Below are 24,934 nucleotides of genomic sequence, written 5' to 3'. Positions count from 1 at the left end.
GCTGCGAGCCCCGGGAGAGTTATACGTTTACGGCACTGATTAGGCGCGTCTTCATCGACTGATAGGCGTTAGCGGCGTAATCTTCCGCCCAGCGCTGGTCGTTGATCGCCTCGATATTCACCGCGCAGTATTTGGTTTCAGGCGTTTTGGATGTGGGATCGAGATTATCCTGCGTCAGTTCGTTACAGGCACCAATCCACCACTGATAGGTCATATACACCGCACCTGTATTAATACGTTCGCTCAGGCTGGCGCGCGTGATCACTTTCCCGCGTCGCGACCGCACCCAGACGAGCTGGCCTTCAGCAATGCCGAGTTTTTCCGCATCTGCCGGGCTTATCTGCACGCGACCTGGCTCATCTGCCAGGCTTTGCAGCGCGGCACAGTTGCCGGTCATCGAACGACAGCTGTAATGACCGACCTCGCGCACGGTACAGAGCACCAGAGGGTAATCAGCATCCGGGACTTCGGCAGGCGCTCGCCAGGGGGCGGCGAACAGCTGGCCCTTACCGTCTGGCGTATCGAACTGATTCTCTTTGTACAGATATGGCGTGCCGGGGTGATCGAGCGTAGGGCATGGCCACTGAACGTGCCCCATCTCACCCATTTTCTGGTAGGTAACGCCATAAAAGAGCGGACAAAGTTCGCGCATTTCATCCCAGATTTGCTGGTCAGAGTCATAATGCATCGGATACCCCATCTCGCTTGCCAGCAGGCTGATAATCTCCCAGTCCCTTTTCACGTTGCCGCTGGCCTCGATGGCTTTGCCAAACCGCTGAAATCCCCTGTCTGCACAGGTAAAGACGCCGCCGTGTTCTCCCCAGGAGGTGGCGGGTAAAAGCACGTCTGCGACTTCGGCGGTTTTAGTCATAAAGATATCCTGAACCACGACAAACTCGAGCGCGTCAAAACCGCGGCGAACCAGACCCAAATCGGCCTCGGTCTGAAGCGGATCTTCCCCCATGATGTAATAGGCTTTGATTTTTCCTTCCAGCGCCAGATGAGGCACTTCGGTAATGCGCGTACCGACCCGATCGTCCATGGTATTGACATCGATTTGCCAGGCATCGGCGAATTTCGCCCGGACGCGGGCATCGGTCACGTTCTGATACCCCGGAAACATATTGGGTAAGACGCCCATATCGCAGGCACCCTGAACGTTATTTTGCCCGCGTACCGGGCCTACGCCGACGGCAGGCCGCCCCAGGTTCCCGGTCAATAGCGCCAGACTGGACAAGCCTTTGACCACATCGACCGCCTGTCCAAACTGCGTCACGCCCATCCCCCACATCACCGTGGCGGACGGAGCCGCAGCGAAGGTGCGCATCGCCTGACGCACCTCGTGTGCGGGAACGCCGGTCAGATATTCCACTTTTTCCGGCGCGTAATCTTCAACCTGTTTCCGGTATTCACTTAACCCCTCGGTAAAGCGTGCTACATAGTTTTTGTCGTAAAGTTCCTCTTCCAGCAGGACGTAGCCAAAGGCATTCACCAGCGCCATATTGCTGCCGTTGTTCAACTGCAAATGCTGATCGGCAATGCGTGCTGTTTCGATACGGCGGGGATCGCAGACGATGATTTTCGCGCCGTTTTGCCGGGCTTTAATGACGCGACGGGCGACAATAGGATGTGAATCCGCGCAGTTATAGCCAAACACCAGTAAGCATTTCGAATTTTCGATGTCGTTGATGGAATTACTCATCGCGCCGTTGCCGAGCGTCTCCTGCAACCCGGCGACGGACGGCCCGTGGCAAACGCGGGCGCAGCAATCGACGTTATTGGTTTTCAGCACCGCGCGGGCAAATTTTTGCATCACATAGTTGGTCTCATTGCCTGTGCCACGAGACGACCCTGTGGTCATGATGGCGCGGGGACCGTGTTGATCCTTGATCGCCTGGAGTTTACTGGCGGTATACCGAATGGCTTCTTCCCAGGTAACCGGGGTTAATTTGTCGCCTTTGTGGTAGCGGATCATGGGCTGGGTGAGGCGAGGGGTGAGTAAGCGGGTATCGTTAAGGAAGTCCCAACCGTAAAAGCCTTTAAGGCACAAGGTTCCCTGGTTGGTCACGCCGTGGGCGGCTTCGGCACGGACAATGCGGTTGTTTTCTACGATAAGGTTTAATTTACAGCCTGCACCGCAATAAGGGCAGACGCTTGCGACTTTTTTCATCAATAACAGACCTGTTAAGAAATGAAGCGGGTAACTGGAACACCAGTCTCGAAACATGAATTAAGCAGAATTCATGCCACTTCATCAGGTCATTGATTTAAAAGGGGAAGGGTGAGAAAGCCTGCGTGTCATCGTCATTAAGTTCGACAGTTATGACGATGACACGCCAGCAACATCCACACGATAAGCGATTAAATATCATCCATAGTGTAACCGACCACAATTTCCAGAGTTTTGCGGATGACATCGGCCTGAACCACATCATCCGTCGATTCCAGGGCCTGAATCAGCCACAGAATAATCGCTTTATTCGAGAGATGCCCTTCAGATTCCAGAACACAACGTACCGCCGTTGAAAAAATGGCGGATTCATCTGCAAATCGATCGCCAGCCGTACGGAAATACTCCGCAAGGGCGCTATCAAAAATGGCGTTGTTTAGTTCGGGTTGAACCTGAATATTCTGTCTCATTTATTCTCACCGTGTTGGTTAAGTAGCAGGTTGCTGTTAATGTATTTTTTTCGGATCGACGGGCTTTCCAGTGTTAAACAGAGGCACAACATTGTTACTTTTTACACGTTGAGATCCCTCTCGCTCCGTTCTCTCGGTAACGGCCCGGTAATGCTTAAATCCACCGCCACCGCCGTTAATTTCGGCGATAACATTTCCAATGGCGTCCCGCCGCTCTGGATCCTTTTCATGAGATTTCATACTTCTTAACCGTTGCACCAGGGCATGCGTATTGATGGGGCCGTTCTCTTTCAGTAGCGAAAGAACGGCCTCACCAATAAGCTCGTCTATCAATTTGTCTACGTCACTTCTCTTCATAACTGCATCTCTGATCGCCTGGTTGCGCTTGTCTGGAGCATTCCTTCGTTCTGTTGACCGACAACCCAGGAAATCTATTAATGGTTTGGCTCACCTTATCGATCGAATAATAAACCGATCAGCATTTGATAATGTTGTTCCTCATGCGTGTCAGTGGCCTTTTCGAGTCTGCCCAGTAATTTGGTGCAGAGCGTCTTGCGATTAAGACTCCGTCCATCACGCAGAATTTCGACAACCACCTGGCCCAGTGTTTCCTGCTGCGATGGCAGGGCCGCTTTGTCAAAGTACTGCGCTATAGCAGCAGCGGCATCGAGCTGGTATCCGTTCTGTTGCATGTTTCGCTCCTGTAAAAAAGTTTAATCACTCGCGTTACAAATAAGGTATACAGTTTTTTTAAATCTGTACATAAAAAATGTACAGTATTTTCGATTTTTTTTAAGTCAGAAATAGTGTGCCATATAAATCAATTGCTTATGCGTATTTTTGCGAATGAAACAGTCAAAAATATATTGTACAAAACACGTCAACGTTAAAAGTTGTACAAGCTTGCTCATTTGTCACGCGAGGGGCGGTAAATCCTTGAGCTGTAAATTATTTGTTATGCAACGAATGTGGTATAACAAGGGATACCCACCTTGCTTCGCACGCGTGGTCCACTTTATCAACGCCCTGGGAAATCATGCTTACAACCATTATTTACCGCAGTCATATTTGCGCGAACGTGGCAGTTAAAGCTCTGGAAGAGATGGTCGCCGCCGCAAATATCACCAACCGGCAGTCAGACGTCACGGGGATTTTATTGTTTAACGGAACGCATTTCTTCCAGCTGCTCGAAGGCCCGGAAGAGAGCGTGACTTCTATCTACCAGCATATTTGCAAGGATGCGCGCCACTATAACGTGGTTGAATTGCTCTATGATTTTGCGCCGTCCAGGCGATTCGGCAAGGTGGGGATGGAACTCTTTGACCTGCGTCGCTATGACCGGGAGGAGGTGCTCCAGCAGGTGCTTGATAAAGGGACAACCCGCTTCCAGTTGACCTACAACGACAGGGCGTTACAGTTTTTCCGCACGTTTGTCGAAGCCACTGAAAAAGAGAACTATTACGAAATTCCCCCCGGGGATTCGTGGGAGTTTATCCCTCAGGAAGACGCGTTTTCCCGCCAGCCTGCCGTGGTGGCGAAGGGGGCTGACTGCAGCTTTGCATTCCAGCCTATCGTAGATCCCTTCACCCTGAACGTGGTGTCGTGGGAAGCCCTGGTCCGTACGCCTTCGGGCGGCTCACCGGGCGACTATTTTGCCTCGCTGAGTGACCATGATGTGTATGAATCCGATCTCAACAGCAAGCAGGTGGCCCTGGCCATGGCCAGCGCGCTAGGCCTGCAGGGGCAGACGTTATCGCTGAATCTTTTACCCATGACGCTGGTCAATGTCCCGGGCGCGGTCAATTTCCTGTTAAGAGAGATCGAGGCTAACGGGCTGGTGCCTGAGCAGATCATCATTGAATTCACCGAAAGTGAGGTGATTTCCCGCCTTAATGAATTTAAAGGGGCCGTCAGGGAGTTAAAAAGCGCGGGTATCAGCGTGGCAATTGATCACTTTGGCGCCGGGTTTGCCGGGTTACTCTTACTGGCGCAGTTTCAGCCCGACCGCATCAAAATTAACCGCGAATTAGTGGCTGATGTGCATAAAAGCGGGCCACGGCAGGCGATCATTCAGGCCATCATCAAATGTTGTTCTTCGCTGGAAATTCAGTTTTGCGCCGTAGGCGTCGAAAAAGCGGAAGAGTGGATGTGGCTGGAATCTGCCGGGATCTCTGAGTTCCAGGGCCATCTTTTTGCCAGTCCAAGACTGGGAGGCATCCCTCCGATTGCCTGGCCAGAAAAGAAATCTGAGTTTTAATCTTCCGGCTCATCGCCCTCACGATTAGCTGTACAGCCTTTAAAATTTGTACAACAATATGTAAACAAGTTCCCGGTTTGCTTAACAGATGCTTGTTATCCGCCGGGTTCTTGGTTATACATTTCATTTGTACAATCTGATAAGGTTAGTTAGTTTTAGTATGGAAGTCTTAAGCGTGAGGGAGTTAATGGCCTATTACAGTATCGGCGAAGTGGCCGAACGATGCGGAATCAACCCCGTAACGCTGCGTGCGTGGCAACGTCGCTATGGTTTGCTTAAACCTCAACGCAGTGAAGGCGGTCATCGGCAGTTTGATGAAGAAGACATTCTGCGTATCGAAGAAATTAAACGCCTGATGAAAAGCGGCGTGTCGGTGGGGAAGGTTAAAGCCCTGCTCGGAACCGAAGAGTTGATGACGCAAAGCGGGTGGAGCTCCTCTCAGGAAGAGATGATGCTCGTGGTACGTTATGCCAGCCCGACAAAGCTCCGCGCCCGACTTGCTGAATTACGCCGCGAACACTCCTTAGAAGCCCTTATCGACAACATCCTGGTGCCCGTGCGCCAGCGCATGAGTCTTGACCAAAATACGGTGCGTCATATGGCCAGCATGCTGGACGGCGTCCTGATTGAGGTGGCAGCCGCGTCGCTGGTGGAATCGCGTAAAAAGCCCGGGAAAGATGCGTTATTAATTGGCTGGGATTGTGAAGATCGCACACGTTTATGGCTGGAGGCGGCGCGTCTGTCACAGAAAGGATGGCATATTGATGTCCTGGCGGACCCTATCGATTCTCCTCGTCCTGAACTGTTTCCCGGTCAAAAGATTTTCGTCTGGACGGGAAAAGCTCCCACTGCACGGCAGCAGGAGCAGTTAGATCACTGGCACGAACAAGGATTTGCAGTTTCCTTCCACGGTGCAGAGTTCTGATTGGCCTTACGGGCCACTATTATTTACGCCCAACCAACAGACCAATAATAAGACCAATAGCACCAGCCGCCATTAACCCGGTCAGTGGGTTATCGCGCACTCTTTCCGAGACATCGTCTGCCACGTCGGAGGCTTTGGCCGCATACTTTCTGGCCGCGCCTTTAAGCTGATGTTTAGGTGAATCAACTGCATCACCGAACTGATATTGCGCTTCGCCCGCCACTTCATCAGCTTTGTTGAAAGCTTTATTTGCCAGGCGATCTGCTTCATTCTCAAAATCTTGTGATGACATAACGTTCTCCTTTTTGTGTCAGTCTTAAGCTTAGAAGTTGTGGACGAAATCACAAATTCTCGCGACCTGTTTCAGGGGATTCCTGGAGGCAGTCGTCAACTTAAAATCGAACCCTTGGCCTCATTTGAACTTTTACTGCGGCTATCTCAAAAATAGGCATTTTCGATACATCATTTGCTTTTCAACCAGTCACGCTTGTCAGCCCTGCTTAATCTTATATTTTTCAATTAATTGAACATTTACATCCAACGATGCTCTCTCGCTATGCAGGGTCTATGCTTAAGTAAAGTTGCCAAAAAGGGCGGTTTAACCGAAAGCCCCTGCTATCAGGGGGTTGAAGTGATAATCGTTATCACTAACATGGTGTTATGCCCTGTGTGGCTTAATCGATGAGGTGGACCTATGGAATTGCAGTCAGAAACCTTTAACCCCGCGGATTTCACCTGGCGCGGCTTATCTCTTACGCCTGCTGCCGCAGCGCATATTCACGAGCTGGTGGCGAAAAACCCTGAAATTATTGGCCTGCGGTTAGGCGTGAAACAGACCGGCTGTGCCGGGTTCGGCTACGTGCTGGATACCGTTACGGAAGGCGAAAAAGACGATCTGGTTTTTGAAACCGATGGGGCAAAACTGTATGTCGCATTACAGGCAATGCCTTTTATCGACGGGACTGAAGTCGATTATGTGCGCGAAGGTTTAAACCAGTTATTTAAATTTAATAACCCGAAAGCGCAGAACGAGTGCGGCTGTGGCGAAAGCTTTGGGGTATAGGCGGTACTATGTCTCGTAATACTGAAGCAACTGATGACGTCAACACCTGGAGCGGCGGACACCTTAATTATAAAGAGGGGTTCTTCACTCAGCTGCAAACCGACGAGCTGGCGAAGGGCATCAATGAGGATGTCGTTCGGGCGATCTCGGCTAAACGTAACGAGCCGGAATGGATGCTCGAGTTTCGCCTGAGTGCGTTTCGTGCATGGCTGGAGATGGACGAGCCTCACTGGCTGAAAGCGCATTACGACAAGCTCAATTATCAGGATTACAGCTACTACTCCGCACCTTCTTGCGGCAGCTGTGACGATACCTGCGCCTCTCAGCCGGGCGCAGTGCAGCAAACCGGCGCCAACGCCTATCTGAGCAAAGAAGTGGAAGATGCGTTTGAGCAGCTGGGCGTGCCCGTGCGTGAAGGGCGTGAAGTGGCGGTTGATGCGATCTTTGACTCCGTTTCGGTGGCAACGACCTATCGCGGCAAGCTGGCGGAGCAGGGCATTATTTTCTGTTCTTTCGGCGAGGCGATCCACGATCATCCCGAACTGGTGAAAAAATATATCGGGACCGTCGTTCCCAGCAACGATAACTTTTTTGCCGCACTGAATGCGGCGGTGGCCTCAGACGGCACCTTTATCTATATTCCGAAAGGCGTGCGTTGCCCGATGGAGCTATCGACCTATTTTCGCATTAATGCGGAAAAAACCGGTCAGTTCGAACGCACGATCCTGGTGGCGGATGAAGGGAGCTACGTCAGCTACATCGAAGGCTGTTCGGCACCGGTCCGTGATAGCTATCAGCTTCATGCCGCGGTCGTTGAAGTCATCATCCATAAAGACGCCGAGGTGAAATACTCGACGGTGCAGAACTGGTTCCCCGGAGACGGTAATACCGGCGGTATTCTTAACTTTGTCACCAAGCGGGCGCTCTGCGAAGGTGAAAACAGCAAGATGTCCTGGACCCAGTCAGAAACCGGTTCAGCCATTACCTGGAAATACCCGAGCTGTATTCTGCGCGGGGATAACTCCATTGGCGAATTCTACTCTGTGGCGTTGACCAGCGGACATCAGCAGGCCGATACCGGCACCAAAATGATCCATATCGGCAAGAACACCAAATCGACGATCATCTCAAAAGGCATCTCTGCCGGTCATAGCCAGAACAGCTATCGCGGGTTAGTGAAAATCATGCCGACGGCGACCAACGCGCGCAACTTTACCCAGTGTGATTCCATGCTGATTGGCACGGATTGCGGCGCGCATACCTTCCCGTACGTGGAGTGTCGAAACAATAGCGCGCAGCTGGAACACGAAGCGACCACCTCGCGCATTGGTGAAGATCAGCTCTTCTATTGCCTGCAACGCGGGATCAGCGAAGAAGATGCGATTTCGATGATTGTGAACGGCTTCTGCAAAGACGTGTTCTCTGAACTGCCGCTCGAATTTGCCGTAGAAGCGCAAAAACTGTTGGCGATTAGCCTTGAACACAGCGTCGGTTAAGGATTAAGGAAAGCACATGTTAAGCATTAAAGATTTACAGGTCAGCGTGGAAGATAAAGCGATCCTGCGCGGGCTGAATATCGACGTTCGCCCGGGCGAGGTGCATGCCATTATGGGGCCAAACGGGTCCGGGAAAAGTACCCTTTCAGCAACGCTGGCGGGCCGGGAAGATTACGAAGTGGTCGGGGGTTCTGTCGAATTTAAAGGTAAGGATTTACTCGAACTGTCACCGGAAGACAGGGCTGGCGAGGGGATCTTTATGGCGTTCCAGTATCCGGTCGAGATCCCGGGTGTCAGCAATCAGTTCTTCCTGCAAACCTCACTGAACGCGGTGCGCAAATACCGTGGGGAAGAGGCGCTGGATCGCTTTGATTTCCAGGATTTAATGGAAGAGAAGATCAAGCTGCTCAAAATGCCCGAAGATCTGCTGACCCGCTCGGTCAACGTGGGGTTCTCCGGCGGCGAGAAGAAACGTAACGATATCCTGCAAATGGCGGTACTTGAGCCTGATTTGTGCATTCTGGATGAGACCGACTCTGGCCTGGATATTGATGCGCTGAAAATCGTCGCTGACGGCGTCAACTCCCTGCGAGACGGCAAGCGGTCGTTCATTATCGTGACGCACTACCAGCGCATTCTGGACTATATCAAACCGGATTACGTGCACGTGCTGTATCAGGGCCGCATCGTTAAGTCCGGTGATTTCACTCTGGTCAAACAACTGGAGGAGCAGGGCTATGGCTGGCTTACCGAACAACAGTAAGGCGCTGCAGCAGTGGCACCGCCTGTTTGAGGCTCAGGGGGAGAATCGTTCTGAGTACGCGCAACATCATCTTCAGCAGATGTTGCGTCTGGGCCTGCCGACGCGCAAACATGAAAACTGGAAATACACGCCGCTTGACGGGTTGCTCAACGCGGACTTTGTTCTTCGTCCGGCCGAAGTAAGCCCCGCTCAGCGAGATGCGCTGGCGCTTGACATCGATGCGGTAAGGCTGGTCTTTGTCGACGGTCACTACCGTCCCGAACTCAGTGACAATACGGCTGAAAGCGGTTTTGACGTAACGGTTAACGACGATCGTCACTCCCTTCTGGCGCCTGTGCAGCCAGACGTCTTTCTGCATTTAACCGAAAGTCTCTCTGCGGGCGTGACGCATATTCAGGTTAAGCGCAACCAGCGCCCGGCGAAGCCGTTGTTGCTCATGCACATCACCCAGGGCGTTGAAGGGACGGAGATCAATACGGCCCACTATCGGCACCATCTTGAGCTGGCAGAAGGTGCAGAAGCAACGCTCATTGAACACTACGTCAGCCTTAACTCGCTGCCGCACTTCACCGGCGCGCGTGTAACGATGAACGTGGCGGCAAATGCCCAGCTGCATCATATTAAGCTGGCCTTTGAAAACGCCGGTTGTCATCACTTTGCCCATAACGATCTGGTTATGGGGGGAGATGCCGGGGCATTCAGCCACAGTTTCCTGTTGGGCGGCGCGGTACTTCGTCATAACACCAGCACGCAGCTGAACGGTGAAAACACCACCCTTCGCATTAACAGCCTGGCGATGCCGGTGAAGTCAGAAGTGTGCGACACGCGCACCTGGCTTGAGCACAATAAGGGCTATTGCAATAGTCGTCAGATGCATAAGGTTATCGTTAACGATAAAGGCCGTGCGGTGTTTAACGGTCTGATCAAAGTGGCGCAACACGCCATTAAGACGGATGGTCAGATGACCAACAATAATCTGTTGCTGGGACGGCTGTCCGAGGTGGATACCAAGCCGCAGCTGGAAATTTACGCTGACGATGTGAAGTGTAGCCACGGTGCAACGGTGGGACGTATCGACGACGAACAGATGTTCTACCTGCGTTCACGCGGTATAAGCCAGCAGGCGGCGCAGAAGATGATCATCTACGCATTTGCCGCCGAACTGACGGAGGCGTTGCGCGATGACACGTTAAAACAGCAGGTGCTGGGCCGGATCGGTGAGCGTCTGCCTGGAGGCGAAGCATGAGTTTTTCTGTAGAGAACGTGCGGGCGGATTTTCCTGTCCTGACCCGTGAAGTCAATGGTCTGCCGCTTGCCTATCTCGACAGCGCTGCCAGCGCGCAAAAACCGGCTCAGGTGATTGACGCTGAAGCCGAATTTTATCGTCACGGCTATGCTGCGGTGCATCGGGGAATTCATACCCTGAGCGCCGAGGCGACCGAACGCATGGAAAACGTGCGCATCCGCGCTGGCGCTTTCCTTCATGCGCGATCGCCTGAGGAGCTGGTCTTCGTGCGCGGCACCACCGAGGGTATCAATCTGGTGGCGAACAGCTGGGGAAATGCGCAGGTCCATGCCGGTGACAACGTCATCATCACGCAAATGGAGCATCACGCCAATATCGTGCCCTGGCAGATGCTTTGTGAACGAACGGGCGCCGAGCTGCGGGTGATTCCGCTCAATGCCGATGGCACGTTGCAGCTTGAGGTCCTGGATAGTCTGCTTGACGAACGCACGCGCCTGGTGGCGGTCACCCACGTCTCTAACGTGCTGGGGACAGAAAACCCTGTCGGCGACATCATTGCCAAAGCGCATCAGGCTGGCGCAAAAGTACTGGTGGATGGCGCTCAGGCGGTGATGCACCATGCGGTGGATGTGCAGGCGCTGGACTGCGATTTTTATGTCTTTTCCGGCCATAAACTCTACGGGCCGACCGGTATCGGCGTGCTGTACGTCAAAGAAGAGATTTTACAGGCGATGCCACCCTGGGAAGGAGGCGGGTCGATGATTGCCACGGTCAGCCTGACAGAGGGCACCACCTACGCGAAAGCGCCCTGGCGTTTCGAAGCGGGCACGCCAAATACGGGCGGCATTATCGGCCTCGGCGCGGCCATTGATTATGTCAGCGCCATTGGCCTTGAGGCCATCGACGAGTATGAACAGACGCTGATGCGCTATGCGCTGGATGCCCTGAGCAGCGTGCCGGATTTAATCCTTTACGGCCCCGCGACGCGTAAAGGGGTGATTGCCTTCAATTTGGGTAAACATCACGCTTATGACGTGGGCAGTTTCCTCGACAATTATGGTGTCGCGGTACGCACCGGACACCATTGCGCCATGCCGCTCATGGCGTTTTATCAGGTTCCGGCCATGTGCCGCGCATCGCTGGTGATGTATAACACAACGGAAGAGATCGACAGACTGGTGGCAGGACTGAAACGTACGCATCATCTGTTGGGATAAGAGAGAGGCAAGAGATGGCAGCGTTGCCAGATAAAGATAAGCTGTTGCGTAACTTCAGCCGTTGCGCAAACTGGGAAGAAAAATATCTCTATATCATTGAGCTGGGCCAACGATTGCCGACGCTCAGCGATGAGGCGCACAGTGCAGACAATATTATCCAGGGCTGTCAAAGCCAGGTCTGGATTGTGATGCAGCAAAATAAAGACGGAGTGATTGAATTACAGGGCGACAGCGATGCTGCCATTGTAAAAGGGCTTATCGCCGTGGTGTTTATTCTTTATCAGTCGATGACGCCGCAGGATATTCTCGCCTTTGATGTCCGTCCGTGGTTTGAAAAAATGGCGTTGACCCAGCACCTGACGCCGTCACGCTCGCAAGGGCTGGAAGCAATGATCCGCGCAATTCGCACCAAAGCAGCCAACATTAGCTAGACTAAACAGACAGCTCTCATTCTGTTCCGCGGGCGGGTTCTCTACCCGCGGGTGTTTCAGCTTTCTGGCATTCAGCCAGTGAATAAGGAATCTCAGCATGAAGCGCGCGTCTCTAATTACACTTTTACTTCTTGGTTCCTTCAGCGCGCTTCATTCTGCGCGCGCGATGGATTATCCCTTGCCGCCTGCGGGCAGCCGTTTGATTGGTCAAAACCAGACCTATACCATTCAGGAAGGGGATAAAAACCTTCAGGCTATTGCCCGGCGATTTAATACCGCAGCGCAGGTGATCCTTGAGACCAATAATACTATGGCCCCGGTGAATCCGGCGCCGGGAACGGTCATCACTATCCCGTCACAAATGTTGCTACCTGATACACCGCGTGAAGGCATCGTGGTCAATCTGGCCGAACTGCGACTCTACTATTTCCCGCCGGGTGAAAATATTGTCCAGGTTTATCCGCTGGGCATTGGCCAGCTCGGACTGGAAACCCCGGTCTCCACCACCCGGGTGAGTCAGAAAATCCCCAATCCTACCTGGACGCCTACAGCGGGCATCAGAGCGCGTTCACTGGCAAATGGGATCAAGTTACCGCCAGTGGTGCCAGCGGGCCCTAACAATCCCCTGGGGCGCTTTGCGTTGCGTTTAGGCATTGGTAATGGGGAATATCTTATCCATGGGACCAGTGCGCCGGACAGCGTCGGCTTGCGCGTCAGTTCCGGCTGTATGCGCATGAATGCCCCGGACATTAAAGCGCTGTTTGAACAGACCCGTGTCGGCACGCGCGTGCAAATCATTAATGAGCCGGTGAAGTTTTCTGTCGAGCCGGATGGCAAACGCTATGTGGAAGTACACCGACCGCTGGCGCAGGTAGAAGGTGAGAATCCACAGACCACACCGATCGCGCATACGGCGGGCTTTGCGGCCTTTGTCACGGAGGAGGGCAGCGATAAGGCGCTGGTCGATAAAGCGTTGTATCGTCGGGCAGGGATCCCGGTGGTGGTATCAGCCGGAAACGGACCGTCAGCCAACAGCGCGGTGTTATCGGTTCAGAACAGCAGAGCGTCTTCGGCGGTCACGGAAAACCAGAGTGAAGCCATCATGCAGTAGCGATGAGCGGAATACAGATAAAAAAAATGGCGCACAATGTGCGCCATTTTATTAACAGGTACTATTACTTACGGTATTTAGTAGCCTGGTTGTCCAGACGCTGGTTAGCGCGTGCTGCGTCGTCTTTAGCAGCCTGAACGTCAGAACGCATTGCGTTCACGTCGTTGCTCAGCTGGTCAACTTTAGCGTTCAGAGTCTGAACGTCAGAAGACAGTTGGTCGATTTTAGCATTGCTAGAACAACCAGCCAGCATAGTAGAAGCCAGGATTACCGCGCCCAGTACCAGTTTAGTACGATTCATTATTTATACCCTCTAGATTGAGTTAATCTCCATGTAGCGTTACAAGTATTACACAAAGTTTTTTATGTTGAGAATATTTTTTTGATGGGAATACACCTATTTTTGATCGTTCGCTCAAAGAAGCAACGAATCCGACACTTTCTCGAAAAAGCTATGTTAAAAAAGGGATTTTTCATCGGATTCATCTTAGATAAATCAGACTTAAATAGAGAATCTCTATTTGCTTTTTATTAAACTTGTCAAAAGACACCCATAAAAAAAGCGCCCCGCAGGGCGCCTTACGTAAAACTAATTCGTTTTAAAATGATTACAGCACGTGAACAGAAGCCGTGTTGGTCGTTCCGCTTGGGACTAATGCACCAGACACCATCACCACAACGTCACCTTTCTGGGCCAGGCCGCGATCGACCAGCTGCAGAGCCACTTCTTTACCCAGACGGTAGAAATCGTCGGTAGAGGCGATCTCTTTCACCAGGTGTGGTACCACACCCTTGCTCAATACCAGCTGGCGAGCGGTGGTTTCGTTCGTGGTCAGCGCCAGAATGGTCGCGTTCGGGAAGTACTTACGGACGGCTTTCGCTGATTTGCCGCCCTGGGTGGCAACCACGATCAGCGGTGCTTCCAGTTTCTCAGCGGTTTCAACAGCACCACGGCAAACGGCTTCAGTGATGCGCAGTTTGCGGCTGTCGTTGTTGTTGTCCAGACGGCTGGTCATGACGCGATCAGTACGCTCACAAATCGTCGCCATGATGGTCACGGCTTCCAGCGGATATTTCCCTTTTGCGGATTCGCCAGACAGCATAACTGCGTCGGTACCGTCGAGGATGGCGTTCGCCACGTCGCCAGCTTCTGCGCGGGTCGGACGTGGGTTTTTGATCATGGAGTCGAGCATTTGCGTTGCGGTGATAACCACTTTACGAGCACGCACGCATTTTTCGATCATCATCTTTTGCGCAAAGATCACTTCTTCTACCGGGATCTCAACGCCCAGGTCGCCACGTGCAACCATGATGCCATCAGACGCTTCGAGGATTTCGTCGAAGTTGTTCAGGCCTTCCTGGTTTTCAATTTTGGAAATGATCTGGATGTTTTCGCCACCGTGCGCTTTCAGGTGCTCACGGATCTCAACCACATCAGAACGTTTACGGATAAAGGATGCCGCAACGAAGTCTACGCCTTGTTCGCAACCGAAGATCAGGTCCTGTTTGTCTTTTTCAGCCAGTGCTGGCAGGGCAATAGAAACGCCTGGCAGGTTAACGCCTTTGTTTTCGCCCAGATCGCCGTTGTTCAGCACTTTACAGATAACGTTGTTACCTTCGATAGCCGTGACTTCCATACCAATCAGACCATCGTCGACAAGCACAGTGTTGCCAACGGACAGATCGCTGGTGAAGCCTTCATAGGTGACGGCAACAATCTCATTGTTACCCACAACGGTTTTGTCGGTAGTGAAGGTAAAGGTCTGGCCCGCTTTCAGGGAAACGTCGTTACCGCCTTCCAGCTTGATGGTGCGGATTTCAGGACCTTTAGTGTCCAGCAGAATGGCGGCTTTTTTACCGGTCTTGCTCATCACGTTGCGCAAGTTTTTGATGCGCTGACCGTGTTCAGCATAATCACCGTGAGAGAAGTTCAGACGCATCACGTTCATGCCCGCGTCCAGCATTTTGGTCAACATCTCTTCGGATTCGGTTTTAGGGCCGATGGTGCAAACAATTTTCGTCTTTTTCATGACAGTCTTAGTCTTTAAGTTGGGAAGGATATGGGAATCTCGCTCCGGGGGCGCACTGCCGCAGAGTCAAACCTGTGTTGCGAAATTTTAAATGACACGCACTAAGAATAGGTGACATCAAATGAGCGTGCAGAAGAAAGTGTGCCTGAGTGACAGCCCAACGGGAGAGAGGAGAAGATGTAGGGTGTTTTCTGTATTCCAAGCGCTGAAACCATTCACCAGGGATTTGGTGCGCATTATACGCTGAATTCATCGCAAAAGGAAAATGAAAACAGCGTTTCAAAAATAATCTGTGCACTTACACATAATATTGTTATCAAGGCGTTAAGCGATGTCGTCATCTTTAGACGCTCAATACCGCCACCTTCAGCCGGTTGTGCGATTTTAAGTCAAACCGCGTGGTTTTTGACGCCGCTGGCGACGATGAACGTCCTTTGAGCGCAGGCTAAACCCACTCGTTGCGGGTTTATTCTCTCATCGTTGCGCAACCCGAAACGCACGTTAGCAATGCGGATGTCCCACCGCGTCTCACCCGTGAAAAGACCGGCCAGCAAAATGCTTATTCTTTAAAGTCATAAGCTAGACGATTTTGTTCATTTAAAACATTAAGACCTCTGATTACTATCATTTGGACATCCATACTTCTAAACCGCTATAAGCGGTACGGATCCAGAAAAAGAATGATTGTTCTCAGGAATATTTCGAAGATTTTCGACACCGGCAACGTCAGCCTGACGGCCGTTGATAACGTCAGTCTGACGGTCGAACAGGGGCAAATTTACGGCATCATTGGCTACAGCGGCGCGGGAAAAAGCACGCTTATTCGCCTGTTGAACGGTCTTGAAAAACCGACACAGGGCCAGGTGACGGTGAATGGGCAGGATATCTCCTCGGCAAAAGGCGAGGCGCTGCGCCAGGCCCGGCTGAAAATCAGCATGGTTTTCCAGCATTTCAATCTGCTGTGGTCACGCACGGTAAGAGAAAACATTGCCTTTTCTATGCAGATTGCGGGCGTTCCTAAAGCCAAAATCACCGCCCGCGTCGATGAACTGATTGAGCTGGTGGGATTAAAAGGGCGCGAAAACGCCTGGCCATCACAGCTGAGCGGTGGGCAAAAGCAGCGCGTAGGTATTGCACGCGCGCTGGCGAATAACCCGGATGTGCTGTTGTGTGATGAAGCAACGTCGGCGCTCGACCCGCAGACCACGGATCAAATTCTGGATTTACTGCTGGATATAAATCGCCGCTTTAATCTCACCATCGTGCTCATCACCCATGAGATGCATGTCGTGCGCAAGATTTGCGATCGTGTGGCGGTCATGGAAGAGGGCAAAGTGGTGGAAGAGGGTGACGTACTGCAGGTGTTTACCCATCCACAAAAGCCCATCACCCAGCAATTCATTCGACAGGTCAGTCAGTATGCCGAGGAAGAGGCATTCAACCCGGAGTTGACCAGCGAGCTCGCCGGTACGGTGATTAAATTGACCTTTACCGGTCACAGCACCCATAAACCGGTGGTAGGGGAACTGACGTTACGTTACGGCCTGCCGTTTAACATTTTACACGGAAAAATGACGCAAACCGCGCACGGTGTGTTTGGTCAGCTATGGCTACAGGTCGTGGCAACAGATGAACAATTAAACAATATCCTCGCGGATCTGCAGCAAAGCGATATTGAAGGCGAGGTCATTAAACATGTTTGAGAATCTTTTCCCGCATCTCAAAGGGGACCAGCTGTGGGCCGCCACGCTCGAAACGCTTTATATGACGGCCCTCTCCGGTATTGCCACTTTTGTTCTGGGTATCGCGCTGGGCTTAGCGCTCTTTTTAACCGCCCGTGGCGGCCTGTTCCATAACCGGACGGTCTACAGCGTCATTTCGATTCTGGTGAACGTCTTCCGCTCGATTCCGTTCATCATCCTGATTGTTTTGTTGATTCCCTTCACCAAAACGCTGGTGGGGACCATTCTGGGCGCGAATGCCGCACTGCCGGCGCTGATTGTCGGCGCGGCGCCGTTCTACGCACGTCTGGTTGAGATTGCGCTGCGCGAAGTGGATAAAGGGGTTATCGAAGCCACGCGCTCCATGGGCGCCCGCCTGAGCACGCTCATCTTCAGAGTGTTACTGCCTGAGTCTTCACCCGCACTGGTCTCAGGCATCACGGTGACGCTGATAGCGCTGGTCAGCTACAGCGCCATGGCAGGGGTCATTGGCGCCGGTGGTTTGGGGAATCTGGCTTATCTGGAAGGATTCCAGCGTAACCATGGTGACGTCACGTTAGTGGCTACGGTGACCATTTTAATCATCGTGTTCATTATCCAGTTCTGCGGCGACGTCATTACTTCACTGTTAGATAAACGATAAACACTAATAACACACAGGAACCATCATCATGACTAAAACACTGACATTGATCGCCGCGGCCACCCTGAGCGCCCTGAGTTTCGCCTCCTGGGCTGACACCCTGACCGTGGGCGCTTCCAACACGCCGCACGCCGAAATTCTGGAGCAGGCAAAGCCTATCCTGGCAAAGCAGGGTATCGATCTGGAGATCAAACCCTTCCAGGACTATATTCTGCCGAACACCGCGCTGGCGGGCCGCGACATTGATGCCAACTACTTCCAGCATATTCCCTATCTGAACAGCGTGCTGAAAGATCATGCAGGCGAGAAAGATTACGATTTCGTCAGCGCCGGTGCGATTCACATTGAACCGATTGGCATTTATTCAAAAAAATACAAGTCGCTGAAAGATCTGCCAGAGGGCGGCAAAGTCATCATGCGTGATGCGGTTTCTGAAGAGGGGCGTATTCTCTCTATCTTCGAAAAAGAGGGTGTCATCAAGCTGAAGCCTGGTATCGATAAAGTGACCGCGCGCATCAGCGATATCGTGGAGAACCCGAAAAAGCTGAAGTTCACCCCTAACGTAGAGGCTGCGTTACTGCCGCAAATGTACAATAACGACGAGGGCGACGCGGTGGTCATTAACGCCAACTACGCCATCGACGCGGGGCTGGATCCGGTCCATGACCCGATCGCCGTTGAAAGCGGTGAAAATAATCCGTATGCCAACATCATCACCGTGCATCGCGGCGATGAGAAGAAAAAGGATATTGTCGCCCTGGTGAGCGTGCTGCACTCGAAAGAGATTCAGGACTGGATCCGTACCAAATATAAAGGCGCAGTGATCCCCGTAAATAACTAATTCACTGATTTTACGTCAGAAGCCCGGAGATCATTCGCCGGGCTTCTTTTTTTGTTTTTTTGTATAGAAGCCATGAATCCTTTAAGCTGATTGTTTACTGCAATGGAGTGATGGCGATGGGCAATGTGACGAAAGATGACGCGCTCTATCAGGAGATGTGTCGTGTCGTAGGAAAGGTCGTACTGGAGATGCGCGATTTAGGGCAGGAGCCAAAACATATCGTGATTGCGGGTGTGCTGAGAACGTCACTGGCAAATCAGCGGGTAAAACGCAGTGAATTAACGACGCAGGCGATGCAGGCAGTGGTCACAGCGCTGGCAGGCCAGGGGTAAGCGTAGCGTCCGTTTTCCGCTTCCGTGAAACGTGCCGGACGGGTTCATTAATTTAGCCATACCGGACGAACGTCCGGTATGGCCAGGTCACTGATTAGATTTTACAGGCGTCGCCGCAATCGTCGTCAGCCACCATCGCCTGGGCTTTTTTATCCGCATCGTCCAGGCGCTCAGCATTTCGCTCTTCCGCTTCATCCAGACCGTTAAACACCAGATTATCGAGATCAATTTCCATTATTTTCCTGCTCTCTATCGTTTTGCTGTAGGTCATATTATAAGGCAAAACGGATGGAGGATGCACGCCAGCGCACATAAGGATAATCCTTGCCATACTCTTTCAGACACCACTGAAAGGAGACGCAATGATCACGTTATGTCACGCCTGCGGCACGTCTTACGACGGGGCGGGTGAACCTGCGCACTGTAAAATCTGTGCGGATGAGCGCCAGTATATCCCGGCGACCGGGCAGAAATGGGTGGGGTTTGATACGGTGAAAGCGACCCACACCAACAAATGGCAGCAGCTGGAGCCGGAGTTGCTCAGTATTAAAACGGTGCCTGCGTTTGCCATCAACCAGCGCGCGCTGCTTCTGCGAACGCCGCAGGGAAATATCTTATGGGACTGTATCGCAAATCTGGATCCTGCAACCCGGTCGCTGGTCTCGGCGCTGGGGGGGATCCACGCCATTGCGATATCGCATCCGCACTATTATACAACGATGCAGGACTGGGCCGAGGCCTTTGACGCCCCGGTGTATCTTCATGCCAGCGATCGCGAATGGGTGATGCGCGACAGTCCGGCGCTGCATTTCTGGCAAGGCGACAGGCTGGAGATTGTGCCATCGGTAACCTTATTGCGGCTTGGCGGTCATTTTGCGGGGGGCACCGTGCTGCACTGGGATCGGGGGCCGGGTGTCCTGCTGGCCGGGGATATTTTGCAGGTCACGCCGGGTAAAGATGCGGTCTCCTTTATGTGGAGTTACCCGAATATGCTGCCCCTGCCTGGCAGAACCGTGGCTGAGATGACCGATCGTCTGCGCGACGTCGCCTTCGCCAGGTTGTACGGCGCGTTTGAAGGCCAGGATATCCAGGCGAACGCCAGTGACATTGTGAAGCGGTCGGGCCAGAAATATATTGCTTGTCTGAAGTAAAGTTCGCTAGTTAAACTCATAAAGCGTGATCGCGATCATGCCTAAACAATTACAGAAAAAAGAGACATTGCTATGCAACATATCATTGAAGGTTTTCTAAGCTTTCAAAAAGAAGTTTTCCCACAACGTAAAGAGCTCTTCCGTAGTTTAGCGTCCAGCCAGAATCCCAAAGCGCTTTTCATTTCCTGTTCTGACAGTCGTCTGGTTCCAGAATTAGTCACGCAACAGGAGCCAGGACAGCTCTTTGTCATTCGTAATGCTGGCAATATCGTGCCACCGTTCGGGCCGGAGCCAGGCGGCGTATCCGCGACGATTGAGTATGCGGTCGTTGCGCTGGGCGTCACTGATATTGTGATTTGTGGGCACTCCAACTGCGGTGCGATGAAGGCCATTGCAGACAATGCAAATCTCGATCCGATGCCTGCGGTTTCTCACTGGTTGCGTTATTCCGACGCGGCGAAAGCGGTAGTAGAGAAAAAAACCTGGGATACCCCGGTCGATAAAGTGAATGCGATGGTGCAGGAGAATGTGTTTGCGCAGCTCAGCAACATCAAGACGCATCCCTCCGTTGCGGTAGGTCTTCGCAACAACTCTCTGCGCCTGCATGGTTGGGTGTATGACATAGAAAGCGGCAAAATTCTGGCACTGGATAAAGAGACCAAAACCTTTGTTTCCCTCTCTGAAAATCCGTCCATTTACTTCGAGTAAGTCATAAAGTTAAGGGCGGGTTATCCCGCCCTTAAGCTCTGTTTCGTTCAGTCTGCTATAGACGGAAGCCGTCTGCGGGCTTTCGACGCAGGCTGTGAGCAGGCTTTCGCAATGGCCTCGCCCATCTCTGCGCAAACGACCAGACCCTGAATAAAGGGCCGATCGTGCATCAGCCAGGGCAGCGCACCAAAGGCAATCTGCCCACGCAGTTCATCAGGTTGAAGCAGCGTGTAATCATCGCCCACGTCGGGGATATCATCACCGGCTGCCTGCAGTTGCTTACGCAACGTGGGGAAGGGAAGATCCTTCGTTTTGAGCGCCTGTTGCCCGCGAGCATCGATAAACAGATCAAACGTTTCACGTTGTCCCTGCGCGACAATGACCGTCTTATCAGCCTGAACCTCCATCTCATAGTCATCACCCAGCGTCAGGATGCTGATAATGCCGGCTTCCCGCAGCGCCAGTAAACGGCGGATAGACTGCGACGGGATGGCGGCATAGTTATCGATAAAAATCCGCGCAAGGCCACGATTAAAGCGCTCCCGGTCCTGCTCATTAAGATGGGGAACGATGTCCTGTACAGCTTCATGCAACCGCAAAACTGTATAACGCCACGGCACCGTGCGTTTATCGCGTTTATTTCTCTCGACTTCATTCAGATTGGAAATGGCCCAGTTAAACGGACCGTGTTGCAACCGGTCGGCAAACCAGGCATCGCGCAGGCTATCGGCATCAAGGGTCGTTAATTTGATGGCCTGGCACCATTGAGGATCGGCCCGTTCAAGCTCCTGCACCATCAGCTGGAATACGCGGTCGAGCAGGCCTTCTGAACCTTTCTCGATCGCCGAAGCGATAGCCTGCCCGGTGACAATGGTTAAGGGTTCATAGGGAAGTGGGCAGTAAAAATCCGCTTCAGGCAGAATACCGGAACGGGACATCAGGACAATGTTGAGTGCCTCGCTGCCTTCGTCCAGATTGAACTGAATATGTCCGTCGTCCGCTTCCTGAAAGCGACCGTGCTGGATGACCACCGCCATCGCCGCATCCAGGCCGCTCAGAGACGTGCCCATGATACCGACACGGCAGGGCGGGATTTTCGCCTCCATTAATCCCGACCAGGGGCTGGGGAAAAATGAGCGAGGCGTGGACGCCTCCTCAGGCCAGACGTGGCCCGTGGCCAGGATGGCCAGATCGAAGTTTTCCGCTACCGGCGTACCCTCCGTCCACAGTCTGACGCCGTCGGGCGTGGCCTCAATGTCGGTAACCTGACAAGATTCATGCACCCTGACGTCGAAACCCTGCGCTTTTGCCTGCTTAACGAGGGTCAGAAAACGGTCGCGGTAGTACTCGCCAAGCAGAATGCGCGGCAAAAACTGACGATCGTGAAGGGTTGATTTCTCCACGCCATAGCGCGCGAGGTGGGCTTCATCCTGTTCGCGTAACCAGTCGAGATAGGTCTGGAAAATAGGGGGTATTTCAATACTGGCGATATTTGCCAGCATCATGCGCGAATTGTCTTCATCGCTGTAGGGCATACCGACCCCAGCCTCAGCCGCCTGCTCATAAATCACCACTGACAGCGGCGTTTTCTGGTTCAGAAGTGAGAAAAACGTATAAATGCCCGTCGGTCCCGCACCGATAATGGCGATCTTTTTCATTGTGTTCACCCGCTTGTTATTGCACCGAATCCATGGGAAAAGCCATACAGGATAAGTGTGGTCGAAAACGAGTAATGAGCAAATAACGGATTGTTCGGGAGAGGGAAAACAGGGAGTAAGAAGAGAATGTGCACCATTTCAGGACTGAAATGGTGCGTCCGAGTGGACTCGAACCACCGACCCCCACCATGTCAAGGTGGTGCTCTAACCAACTGAGCTACGGACGCAGAATGGTGCGTTCAATTGGACTCGAACCAACGACCCCCACCATGTCAAGGTGGTGCTCTAACCAACTGAGCTATGAACGCAACGTGTTGTCTGGGACAACGGGGACGAATATTAGCGGCACGTGCGGGCCGAGGCAAGAGGGAAAATGCAATTTTCTTCCAGATTTCACGCGATTGCTTCATTCCCGCGCAAAGTGCGGAGAAAGTAGCCGCCCGAAGGCGGCTGATGGAGAATTAACGCGCAGCCCGCTGCAAAATAATGGCGGAAGACTGACGTTGCAGGAAGCGCATCCGCAGCATCATCATGATGGCGGCTGAGGTCAGACCGATGATAAAGCCCATCCAGAATCCTGCCGGCCCCATGCGATCCACCACCAGATCGGTCAGCGCCAGCACGTAACCAGTAGGCAGGCCGAGCACCCAATACGCGGTAAACGTAATAAAGAAAATGGAACGTGTATCTTTGTAACCACGCAAAATCCCGCTGCCAATCACCTGAATGGAGTCAGAGATCTGATATATCGCGGCCAGCAGCATCAGGTGCGACGCAAGAAGAACCACTTCCGGATTGTCGTTATAGAGCAGGGCGATATGCTCGCGCAGGGCGACGGTAAACAGCGCTGTACAGATGGCCATGCAGACGCCGACGCCCAGGCCGGTACGCGCAGCGGTTTGTGCATCCAGCGTCGAGCCCTGACCCAGACGGTAGCCAACACGGATCGTGACTGCCGCAGCCAGCGACAACGGGAGGACGAACATCAGCGAACTGAAGTTAAGCGCAATCTGGTGGCCTGCCACGTCAATGATACCGAGCGGCGAGACAAGCAGGGCGACAACCGCAAAAAGCGTGACCTCAAAAAAGAGCGCCAGAGCGATAGGTAAGCCAAGCTGAATCAAGCGCTTGAGAATCACACTGTCAGGTTTACTGAAAGACGCCTCGTGTCGAATATCGCGCATGGCACGCGAGCGTTTCACGTAGGAGAGCATACAGGCGAACATCACCCAATACACCGCCGCCGTGGCTACGCCGCAGCCCACGCCGCCGAGCTCCGGCATGCCAAAGTGGCCATAAATAAAGATATAGTTGACCGGGATGTTCACCAGCAGCCCGATAAAGCCCATCACCATGCCGGGCTTGGTCTTCGCCAGCCCTTCACACTGGTTACGCGCCACCTGGAAGAAGAGATAACCCGGCGCACCCCACAGCAGGGCGCGCAAATAGCCCACGGCTTTATCGGCCAGCGCCGGATCAATGTTGTCCATGGAGCGGATGATATAGCCCGCGTTCCACAGCACGACCATAATCAGAATGGAGACAAAACCGGCCAGCCAGAATCCCTGGCGCACCTGATGCGCAATGCGTTCGCGTCGGCCAGAGCCGTTCATTTGCGCAATGACCGGCGTCAGGGCCAGCAGCAGTCCGTGACCAAAGAGAATGGCGGGCAGCCAGATAGAGGTCCCGATGGCGACGGCGGCCATGTCGGTGGCGCTATAGCCGCCGGCCATTACCGTATCCACAAACCCCATAGCGGTCTGGGCCACTTGCGCAATGATCACCGGTATGGCCAGGGCCAGTAATTGACGCGCTTCAATCATGTACTTCTGCACGTGTACACCTTTTCTATTTTTGTTATATGAGAGACTAAAAGAGCCGCCGTAACTGGCAGCAAGAAGAAAATGCAGGGGGAATAGCAGCTATTGTAGCGGGGTTTATCTATTAATCTAGTGAAAAAATCGTCAGAAAATGCGCTTCACTGGCAACCTGTTTTTCCAACTGTTATTGTGATGGGATTAAACGGCGTGAGCGCCGAACGGATAAAACAGGAGCAGGTCGTATGTTTACGGGTATTGTGCAGGGCACCGCGAAACTGGTGTCCATTGATGAAAAACCTAATTTCCGCACCCATGTGGTGGAGCTGCCGGAATATATGCTCGACGGTCTGGAGACAGGGGCATCGGTGGCGCACAATGGTTGTTGCCTGACGGTAACCGAAATTAACGGCAATCATATCAGTTTTGATTTGATGAAAGAGACGCTGCGCATCACCAACCTTGGCGATCTGGCGGTGGGCGATCTGGTCAACGTCGAGCGTGCGGCTAAGTTTAGCGATGAAATTGGGGGCCACTTAATGTCTGGCCACATCATGACTACCGCTGAAGTTGCGAAAATCCTGACCTCAGAAAATAACCGTCAAATCTGGTTTAAAGTTCAGGACGCGTCATTAATGAAATACATCCTTTATAAAGGATTCATTGGCGTTGACGGAATTAGCCTGACGGTCGGTGAGGTCACGCCCACGCGTTTTTGCGTCTATTTGATTCCGGAAACCTTACAGCGCACCACGCTCGGGACGAAAAAGCTCGGCCATCGTATTAATATTGAAATTGATCCCCAGACTCAGGCGGTGGTGGATACCGTCGAACGTGTTATGGCGGCAAAAGAAGCGGCAATTAACCTGGCTGCGGAAGAATAA

The 24,934-nt window shown here is 52.7% G+C and carries 27 protein-coding genes and 2 tRNA genes; 16 read left to right on the top strand and 13 right to left on the bottom strand.

What is annotated here, in order from left to right; genetic code table 11:
* Positions 1-19 precede the first annotated feature (19 nt).
* From fdhF to ycgZ, 4 genes are all read right to left on the bottom strand, one after another.
* On the bottom strand, positions 20-2,170 hold the full coding sequence (fdhF, locus tag LZP96_RS00750) for a formate dehydrogenase subunit alpha (protein ID WP_064325850.1): 2,151 nt from the start codon (positions 2,168-2,170) through the stop codon (positions 20-22).
* A gap of 191 nt (positions 2,171-2,361) precedes the next feature.
* Positions 2,362-2,640: a biofilm development regulator YmgB/AriR family protein gene (locus LZP96_RS00745; protein WP_064325851.1), complete on the bottom strand. Its 279-nt coding sequence runs from the start codon at positions 2,638-2,640 to the stop codon at positions 2,362-2,364.
* A gap of 36 nt (positions 2,641-2,676) precedes the next feature.
* Positions 2,677-2,997, bottom strand: a complete 321-nt coding sequence (locus tag LZP96_RS00740; protein ID WP_064325852.1) for a hypothetical protein — start codon at positions 2,995-2,997, stop codon at positions 2,677-2,679.
* A gap of 95 nt (positions 2,998-3,092) precedes the next feature.
* On the bottom strand, positions 3,093-3,332 hold the full coding sequence (gene ycgZ / locus LZP96_RS00735) for a regulatory protein YcgZ (RefSeq protein WP_064325853.1): 240 nt from the start codon (positions 3,330-3,332) through the stop codon (positions 3,093-3,095).
* 344 nt (positions 3,333-3,676) lie between these two features.
* Between ycgZ and LZP96_RS00730 the strand changes: the two genes are divergently transcribed.
* Positions 3,677-4,897, top strand: coding sequence for a diguanylate phosphodiesterase (locus LZP96_RS00730; protein ID WP_064325854.1), 1,221 nt, complete (start codon positions 3,677-3,679; stop codon positions 4,895-4,897).
* A 187-nt stretch (positions 4,898-5,084) separates the two neighbouring features.
* The gene (locus LZP96_RS00725) at positions 5,085-5,822 is read left to right on the top strand and encodes a MerR family transcriptional regulator (RefSeq protein WP_064325855.1); all 738 of its coding nucleotides are present in this window, start codon (positions 5,085-5,087) and stop codon (positions 5,820-5,822) included.
* A gap of 19 nt (positions 5,823-5,841) precedes the next feature.
* Here the strand turns inward: LZP96_RS00725 and LZP96_RS00720 are convergent, their stop codons facing one another.
* Positions 5,842-6,114, bottom strand: coding sequence for an ElaB/YgaM/YqjD family protein (locus LZP96_RS00720; protein WP_064325856.1), 273 nt, complete (start codon positions 6,112-6,114; stop codon positions 5,842-5,844).
* Positions 6,115-6,516: 402 nt separating this feature from the next.
* Here LZP96_RS00720 and sufA point away from each other — a divergent pair, with 402 nt between their 5' ends.
* The 7 genes from sufA to ldtE all read left to right on the top strand — a co-directional run bounded on the left by sufA (position 6,517) and on the right by ldtE (position 13,149).
* Entirely contained in the window at positions 6,517-6,885 is a 369-nt protein-coding gene (gene sufA, locus LZP96_RS00715) for a Fe-S cluster assembly scaffold SufA (RefSeq protein ID WP_064325857.1), read from the top strand.
* Between the two features lie 8 nt (positions 6,886-6,893).
* Positions 6,894-8,381: a Fe-S cluster assembly protein SufB gene (gene sufB, locus LZP96_RS00710; protein ID WP_064325858.1), complete on the top strand. Its 1,488-nt coding sequence runs from the start codon at positions 6,894-6,896 to the stop codon at positions 8,379-8,381.
* Positions 8,382-8,397: 16 nt separating this feature from the next.
* Positions 8,398-9,144 carry a Fe-S cluster assembly ATPase SufC gene (gene sufC / locus LZP96_RS00705; protein ID WP_064325859.1) on the top strand — a complete coding sequence of 249 codons (747 nt, stop codon included), beginning with the start codon at positions 8,398-8,400 and terminating at the stop codon, positions 9,142-9,144.
* Entirely contained in the window at positions 9,119-10,390 is a 1,272-nt protein-coding gene (gene sufD, locus LZP96_RS00700; RefSeq protein ID WP_064325860.1) for a Fe-S cluster assembly protein SufD, read from the top strand. Before sufC ends, sufD begins: the two co-directional genes overlap by 26 nt.
* The gene (sufS, locus tag LZP96_RS00695; protein WP_258925634.1) at positions 10,387-11,607 is read left to right on the top strand and encodes a cysteine desulfurase SufS; all 1,221 of its coding nucleotides are present in this window, start codon (positions 10,387-10,389) and stop codon (positions 11,605-11,607) included. Before sufD ends, sufS begins: the two co-directional genes overlap by 4 nt.
* A 14-nt stretch (positions 11,608-11,621) precedes the next feature.
* Entirely contained in the window at positions 11,622-12,038 is a 417-nt protein-coding gene (gene sufE / locus LZP96_RS00690; protein ID WP_064325862.1) for a cysteine desulfuration protein SufE, read from the top strand.
* A gap of 97 nt (positions 12,039-12,135) precedes the next feature.
* Complete coding sequence (ldtE, locus tag LZP96_RS00685) at positions 12,136-13,149, top strand: L,D-transpeptidase LdtE (protein WP_064325863.1); 1,014 nt, start codon at positions 12,136-12,138, stop codon at positions 13,147-13,149.
* A gap of 64 nt (positions 13,150-13,213) precedes the next feature.
* On the opposite strand, the gene LZP96_RS00680 is transcribed toward ldtE, so the two are convergent.
* From LZP96_RS00680 to ynhH, 3 genes are all read right to left on the bottom strand, one after another.
* The gene (locus tag LZP96_RS00680; RefSeq protein WP_012017161.1) at positions 13,214-13,450 is read right to left on the bottom strand and encodes a major outer membrane lipoprotein; all 237 of its coding nucleotides are present in this window, start codon (positions 13,448-13,450) and stop codon (positions 13,214-13,216) included.
* A 307-nt stretch (positions 13,451-13,757) separates the two neighbouring features.
* Positions 13,758-15,179 carry a pyruvate kinase PykF gene (gene pykF, locus LZP96_RS00675; protein WP_064325864.1) on the bottom strand — a complete coding sequence of 474 codons (1,422 nt, stop codon included), beginning with the start codon at positions 15,177-15,179 and terminating at the stop codon, positions 13,758-13,760.
* A 7-nt stretch (positions 15,180-15,186) separates the two neighbouring features.
* Entirely contained in the window at positions 15,187-15,432 is a 246-nt protein-coding gene (gene ynhH / locus LZP96_RS24275; protein ID WP_445297874.1) for a protein YnhH, read from the bottom strand.
* Between the two features lie 427 nt (positions 15,433-15,859).
* Here ynhH and LZP96_RS00670 point away from each other — a divergent pair, with 427 nt between their 5' ends.
* The 4 genes from LZP96_RS00670 to fumD all read left to right on the top strand — a co-directional run bounded on the left by LZP96_RS00670 (position 15,860) and on the right by fumD (position 18,716).
* Positions 15,860-16,882, top strand: a complete 1,023-nt coding sequence (locus LZP96_RS00670) for a methionine ABC transporter ATP-binding protein (RefSeq protein WP_064325865.1) — start codon at positions 15,860-15,862, stop codon at positions 16,880-16,882.
* The gene (locus tag LZP96_RS00665; protein ID WP_064325866.1) at positions 16,875-17,543 is read left to right on the top strand and encodes a methionine ABC transporter permease; all 669 of its coding nucleotides are present in this window, start codon (positions 16,875-16,877) and stop codon (positions 17,541-17,543) included. Before LZP96_RS00670 ends, LZP96_RS00665 begins: the two co-directional genes overlap by 8 nt.
* A 28-nt stretch (positions 17,544-17,571) precedes the next feature.
* Positions 17,572-18,384 carry a MetQ/NlpA family ABC transporter substrate-binding protein gene (locus LZP96_RS00660; protein WP_064325867.1) on the top strand — a complete coding sequence of 271 codons (813 nt, stop codon included), beginning with the start codon at positions 17,572-17,574 and terminating at the stop codon, positions 18,382-18,384.
* 116 nt (positions 18,385-18,500) lie between these two features.
* Positions 18,501-18,716 (top strand): fumarate hydratase FumD, encoded by a 216-nt coding sequence (gene fumD / locus LZP96_RS00655; protein ID WP_064325868.1) that lies wholly within the window; start codon positions 18,501-18,503, stop codon positions 18,714-18,716.
* A 94-nt stretch (positions 18,717-18,810) separates the two neighbouring features.
* Here fumD and LZP96_RS00650 read toward each other — a convergent pair whose 3' ends face one another.
* On the bottom strand, positions 18,811-18,951 hold the full coding sequence (locus LZP96_RS00650; RefSeq protein WP_010430278.1) for a hypothetical protein: 141 nt from the start codon (positions 18,949-18,951) through the stop codon (positions 18,811-18,813).
* Between the two features lie 127 nt (positions 18,952-19,078).
* Between LZP96_RS00650 and LZP96_RS00645 the strand changes: the two genes are divergently transcribed.
* Together LZP96_RS00645 and LZP96_RS00640 are read left to right on the top strand one after the other, a co-directional pair.
* Complete coding sequence (locus LZP96_RS00645; RefSeq protein WP_064325869.1) at positions 19,079-19,867, top strand: MBL fold metallo-hydrolase; 789 nt, start codon at positions 19,079-19,081, stop codon at positions 19,865-19,867.
* Between the two features lie 72 nt (positions 19,868-19,939).
* On the top strand, positions 19,940-20,575 hold the full coding sequence (locus tag LZP96_RS00640) for a carbonic anhydrase (protein ID WP_064325870.1): 636 nt from the start codon (positions 19,940-19,942) through the stop codon (positions 20,573-20,575).
* Between the two features lie 47 nt (positions 20,576-20,622).
* On the opposite strand, the gene LZP96_RS00635 is transcribed toward LZP96_RS00640, so the two are convergent.
* The 4 genes from LZP96_RS00635 to mdtK all read right to left on the bottom strand — a co-directional run bounded on the left by LZP96_RS00635 (position 20,623) and on the right by mdtK (position 24,068).
* Positions 20,623-22,233, bottom strand: a complete 1,611-nt coding sequence (locus LZP96_RS00635) for an FAD-NAD(P)-binding protein (RefSeq protein WP_064325871.1) — start codon at positions 22,231-22,233, stop codon at positions 20,623-20,625.
* A 150-nt stretch (positions 22,234-22,383) separates the two neighbouring features.
* Positions 22,384-22,460: transfer RNA gene (locus LZP96_RS00630), tRNA-Val, on the bottom strand.
* 4 nt (positions 22,461-22,464) lie between these two features.
* Positions 22,465-22,541: transfer RNA gene (locus LZP96_RS00625), tRNA-Val, on the bottom strand.
* Between the two features lie 153 nt (positions 22,542-22,694).
* Positions 22,695-24,068 (bottom strand): MdtK family multidrug efflux MATE transporter, encoded by a 1,374-nt coding sequence (gene mdtK, locus LZP96_RS00620; RefSeq protein WP_064325872.1) that lies wholly within the window; start codon positions 24,066-24,068, stop codon positions 22,695-22,697.
* A 227-nt stretch (positions 24,069-24,295) separates the two neighbouring features.
* Here mdtK and LZP96_RS00615 point away from each other — a divergent pair, with 227 nt between their 5' ends.
* Positions 24,296-24,934 (top strand): riboflavin synthase, encoded by a 639-nt coding sequence (locus LZP96_RS00615; RefSeq protein ID WP_064325873.1) that lies wholly within the window; start codon positions 24,296-24,298, stop codon positions 24,932-24,934.

This window comes from Huaxiibacter chinensis (assembly GCF_022171985.1).
Classification (GTDB): Bacteria; Pseudomonadota; Gammaproteobacteria; order Enterobacterales; family Enterobacteriaceae; genus Enterobacter; species Enterobacter chinensis_A.
Note: the sequence above shows the minus strand (reverse complement) of the source record. Positions and strands in the feature narration are given on the sequence as shown.

Bases quoted from the DNA above. Each gene is read 5' to 3' on its own strand.
- fdhF (WP_064325850.1), bottom strand. From the start codon at position 2,170: ATGAAAAAAGTCGCAAGCGTCTGCCCTTATTGCGGTGCAGGCTGTAAA.
- LZP96_RS00745 (WP_064325851.1), bottom strand. From the start codon at position 2,640: ATGAGACAGAATATTCAGGTTCAACCCGAACTAAACAACGCCATTTTT.
- LZP96_RS00740 (WP_064325852.1), bottom strand. From the start codon at position 2,997: ATGAAGAGAAGTGACGTAGACAAATTGATAGACGAGCTTATTGGTGAG.
- ycgZ (WP_064325853.1), bottom strand. From the start codon at position 3,332: ATGCAACAGAACGGATACCAGCTCGATGCCGCTGCTGCTATAGCGCAG.
- LZP96_RS00730 (WP_064325854.1), top strand. From the start codon at position 3,677: ATGCTTACAACCATTATTTACCGCAGTCATATTTGCGCGAACGTGGCA.
- LZP96_RS00725 (WP_064325855.1), top strand. From the start codon at position 5,085: ATGGCCTATTACAGTATCGGCGAAGTGGCCGAACGATGCGGAATCAAC.
- LZP96_RS00720 (WP_064325856.1), bottom strand. From the start codon at position 6,114: ATGTCATCACAAGATTTTGAGAATGAAGCAGATCGCCTGGCAAATAAA.
- sufA (WP_064325857.1), top strand. From the start codon at position 6,517: ATGGAATTGCAGTCAGAAACCTTTAACCCCGCGGATTTCACCTGGCGC.
- sufB (WP_064325858.1), top strand. From the start codon at position 6,894: ATGTCTCGTAATACTGAAGCAACTGATGACGTCAACACCTGGAGCGGC.
- sufC (WP_064325859.1), top strand. From the start codon at position 8,398: ATGTTAAGCATTAAAGATTTACAGGTCAGCGTGGAAGATAAAGCGATC.
- sufD (WP_064325860.1), top strand. From the start codon at position 9,119: ATGGCTGGCTTACCGAACAACAGTAAGGCGCTGCAGCAGTGGCACCGC.
- sufS (WP_258925634.1), top strand. From the start codon at position 10,387: ATGAGTTTTTCTGTAGAGAACGTGCGGGCGGATTTTCCTGTCCTGACC.
- sufE (WP_064325862.1), top strand. From the start codon at position 11,622: ATGGCAGCGTTGCCAGATAAAGATAAGCTGTTGCGTAACTTCAGCCGT.
- ldtE (WP_064325863.1), top strand. From the start codon at position 12,136: ATGAAGCGCGCGTCTCTAATTACACTTTTACTTCTTGGTTCCTTCAGC.
- LZP96_RS00680 (WP_012017161.1), bottom strand. From the start codon at position 13,450: ATGAATCGTACTAAACTGGTACTGGGCGCGGTAATCCTGGCTTCTACT.
- pykF (WP_064325864.1), bottom strand. From the start codon at position 15,179: ATGAAAAAGACGAAAATTGTTTGCACCATCGGCCCTAAAACCGAATCC.
- ynhH (WP_445297874.1), bottom strand. From the start codon at position 15,432: ATGAATTCAGCGTATAATGCGCACCAAATCCCTGGTGAATGGTTTCAG.
- LZP96_RS00670 (WP_064325865.1), top strand. From the start codon at position 15,860: ATGATTGTTCTCAGGAATATTTCGAAGATTTTCGACACCGGCAACGTC.
- LZP96_RS00665 (WP_064325866.1), top strand. From the start codon at position 16,875: ATGTTTGAGAATCTTTTCCCGCATCTCAAAGGGGACCAGCTGTGGGCC.
- LZP96_RS00660 (WP_064325867.1), top strand. From the start codon at position 17,572: ATGACTAAAACACTGACATTGATCGCCGCGGCCACCCTGAGCGCCCTG.
- fumD (WP_064325868.1), top strand. From the start codon at position 18,501: ATGGGCAATGTGACGAAAGATGACGCGCTCTATCAGGAGATGTGTCGT.
- LZP96_RS00650 (WP_010430278.1), bottom strand. From the start codon at position 18,951: ATGGAAATTGATCTCGATAATCTGGTGTTTAACGGTCTGGATGAAGCG.
- LZP96_RS00645 (WP_064325869.1), top strand. From the start codon at position 19,079: ATGATCACGTTATGTCACGCCTGCGGCACGTCTTACGACGGGGCGGGT.
- LZP96_RS00640 (WP_064325870.1), top strand. From the start codon at position 19,940: ATGCAACATATCATTGAAGGTTTTCTAAGCTTTCAAAAAGAAGTTTTC.
- LZP96_RS00635 (WP_064325871.1), bottom strand. From the start codon at position 22,233: ATGAAAAAGATCGCCATTATCGGTGCGGGACCGACGGGCATTTATACG.
- LZP96_RS00615 (WP_064325873.1), top strand. From the start codon at position 24,296: ATGTTTACGGGTATTGTGCAGGGCACCGCGAAACTGGTGTCCATTGAT.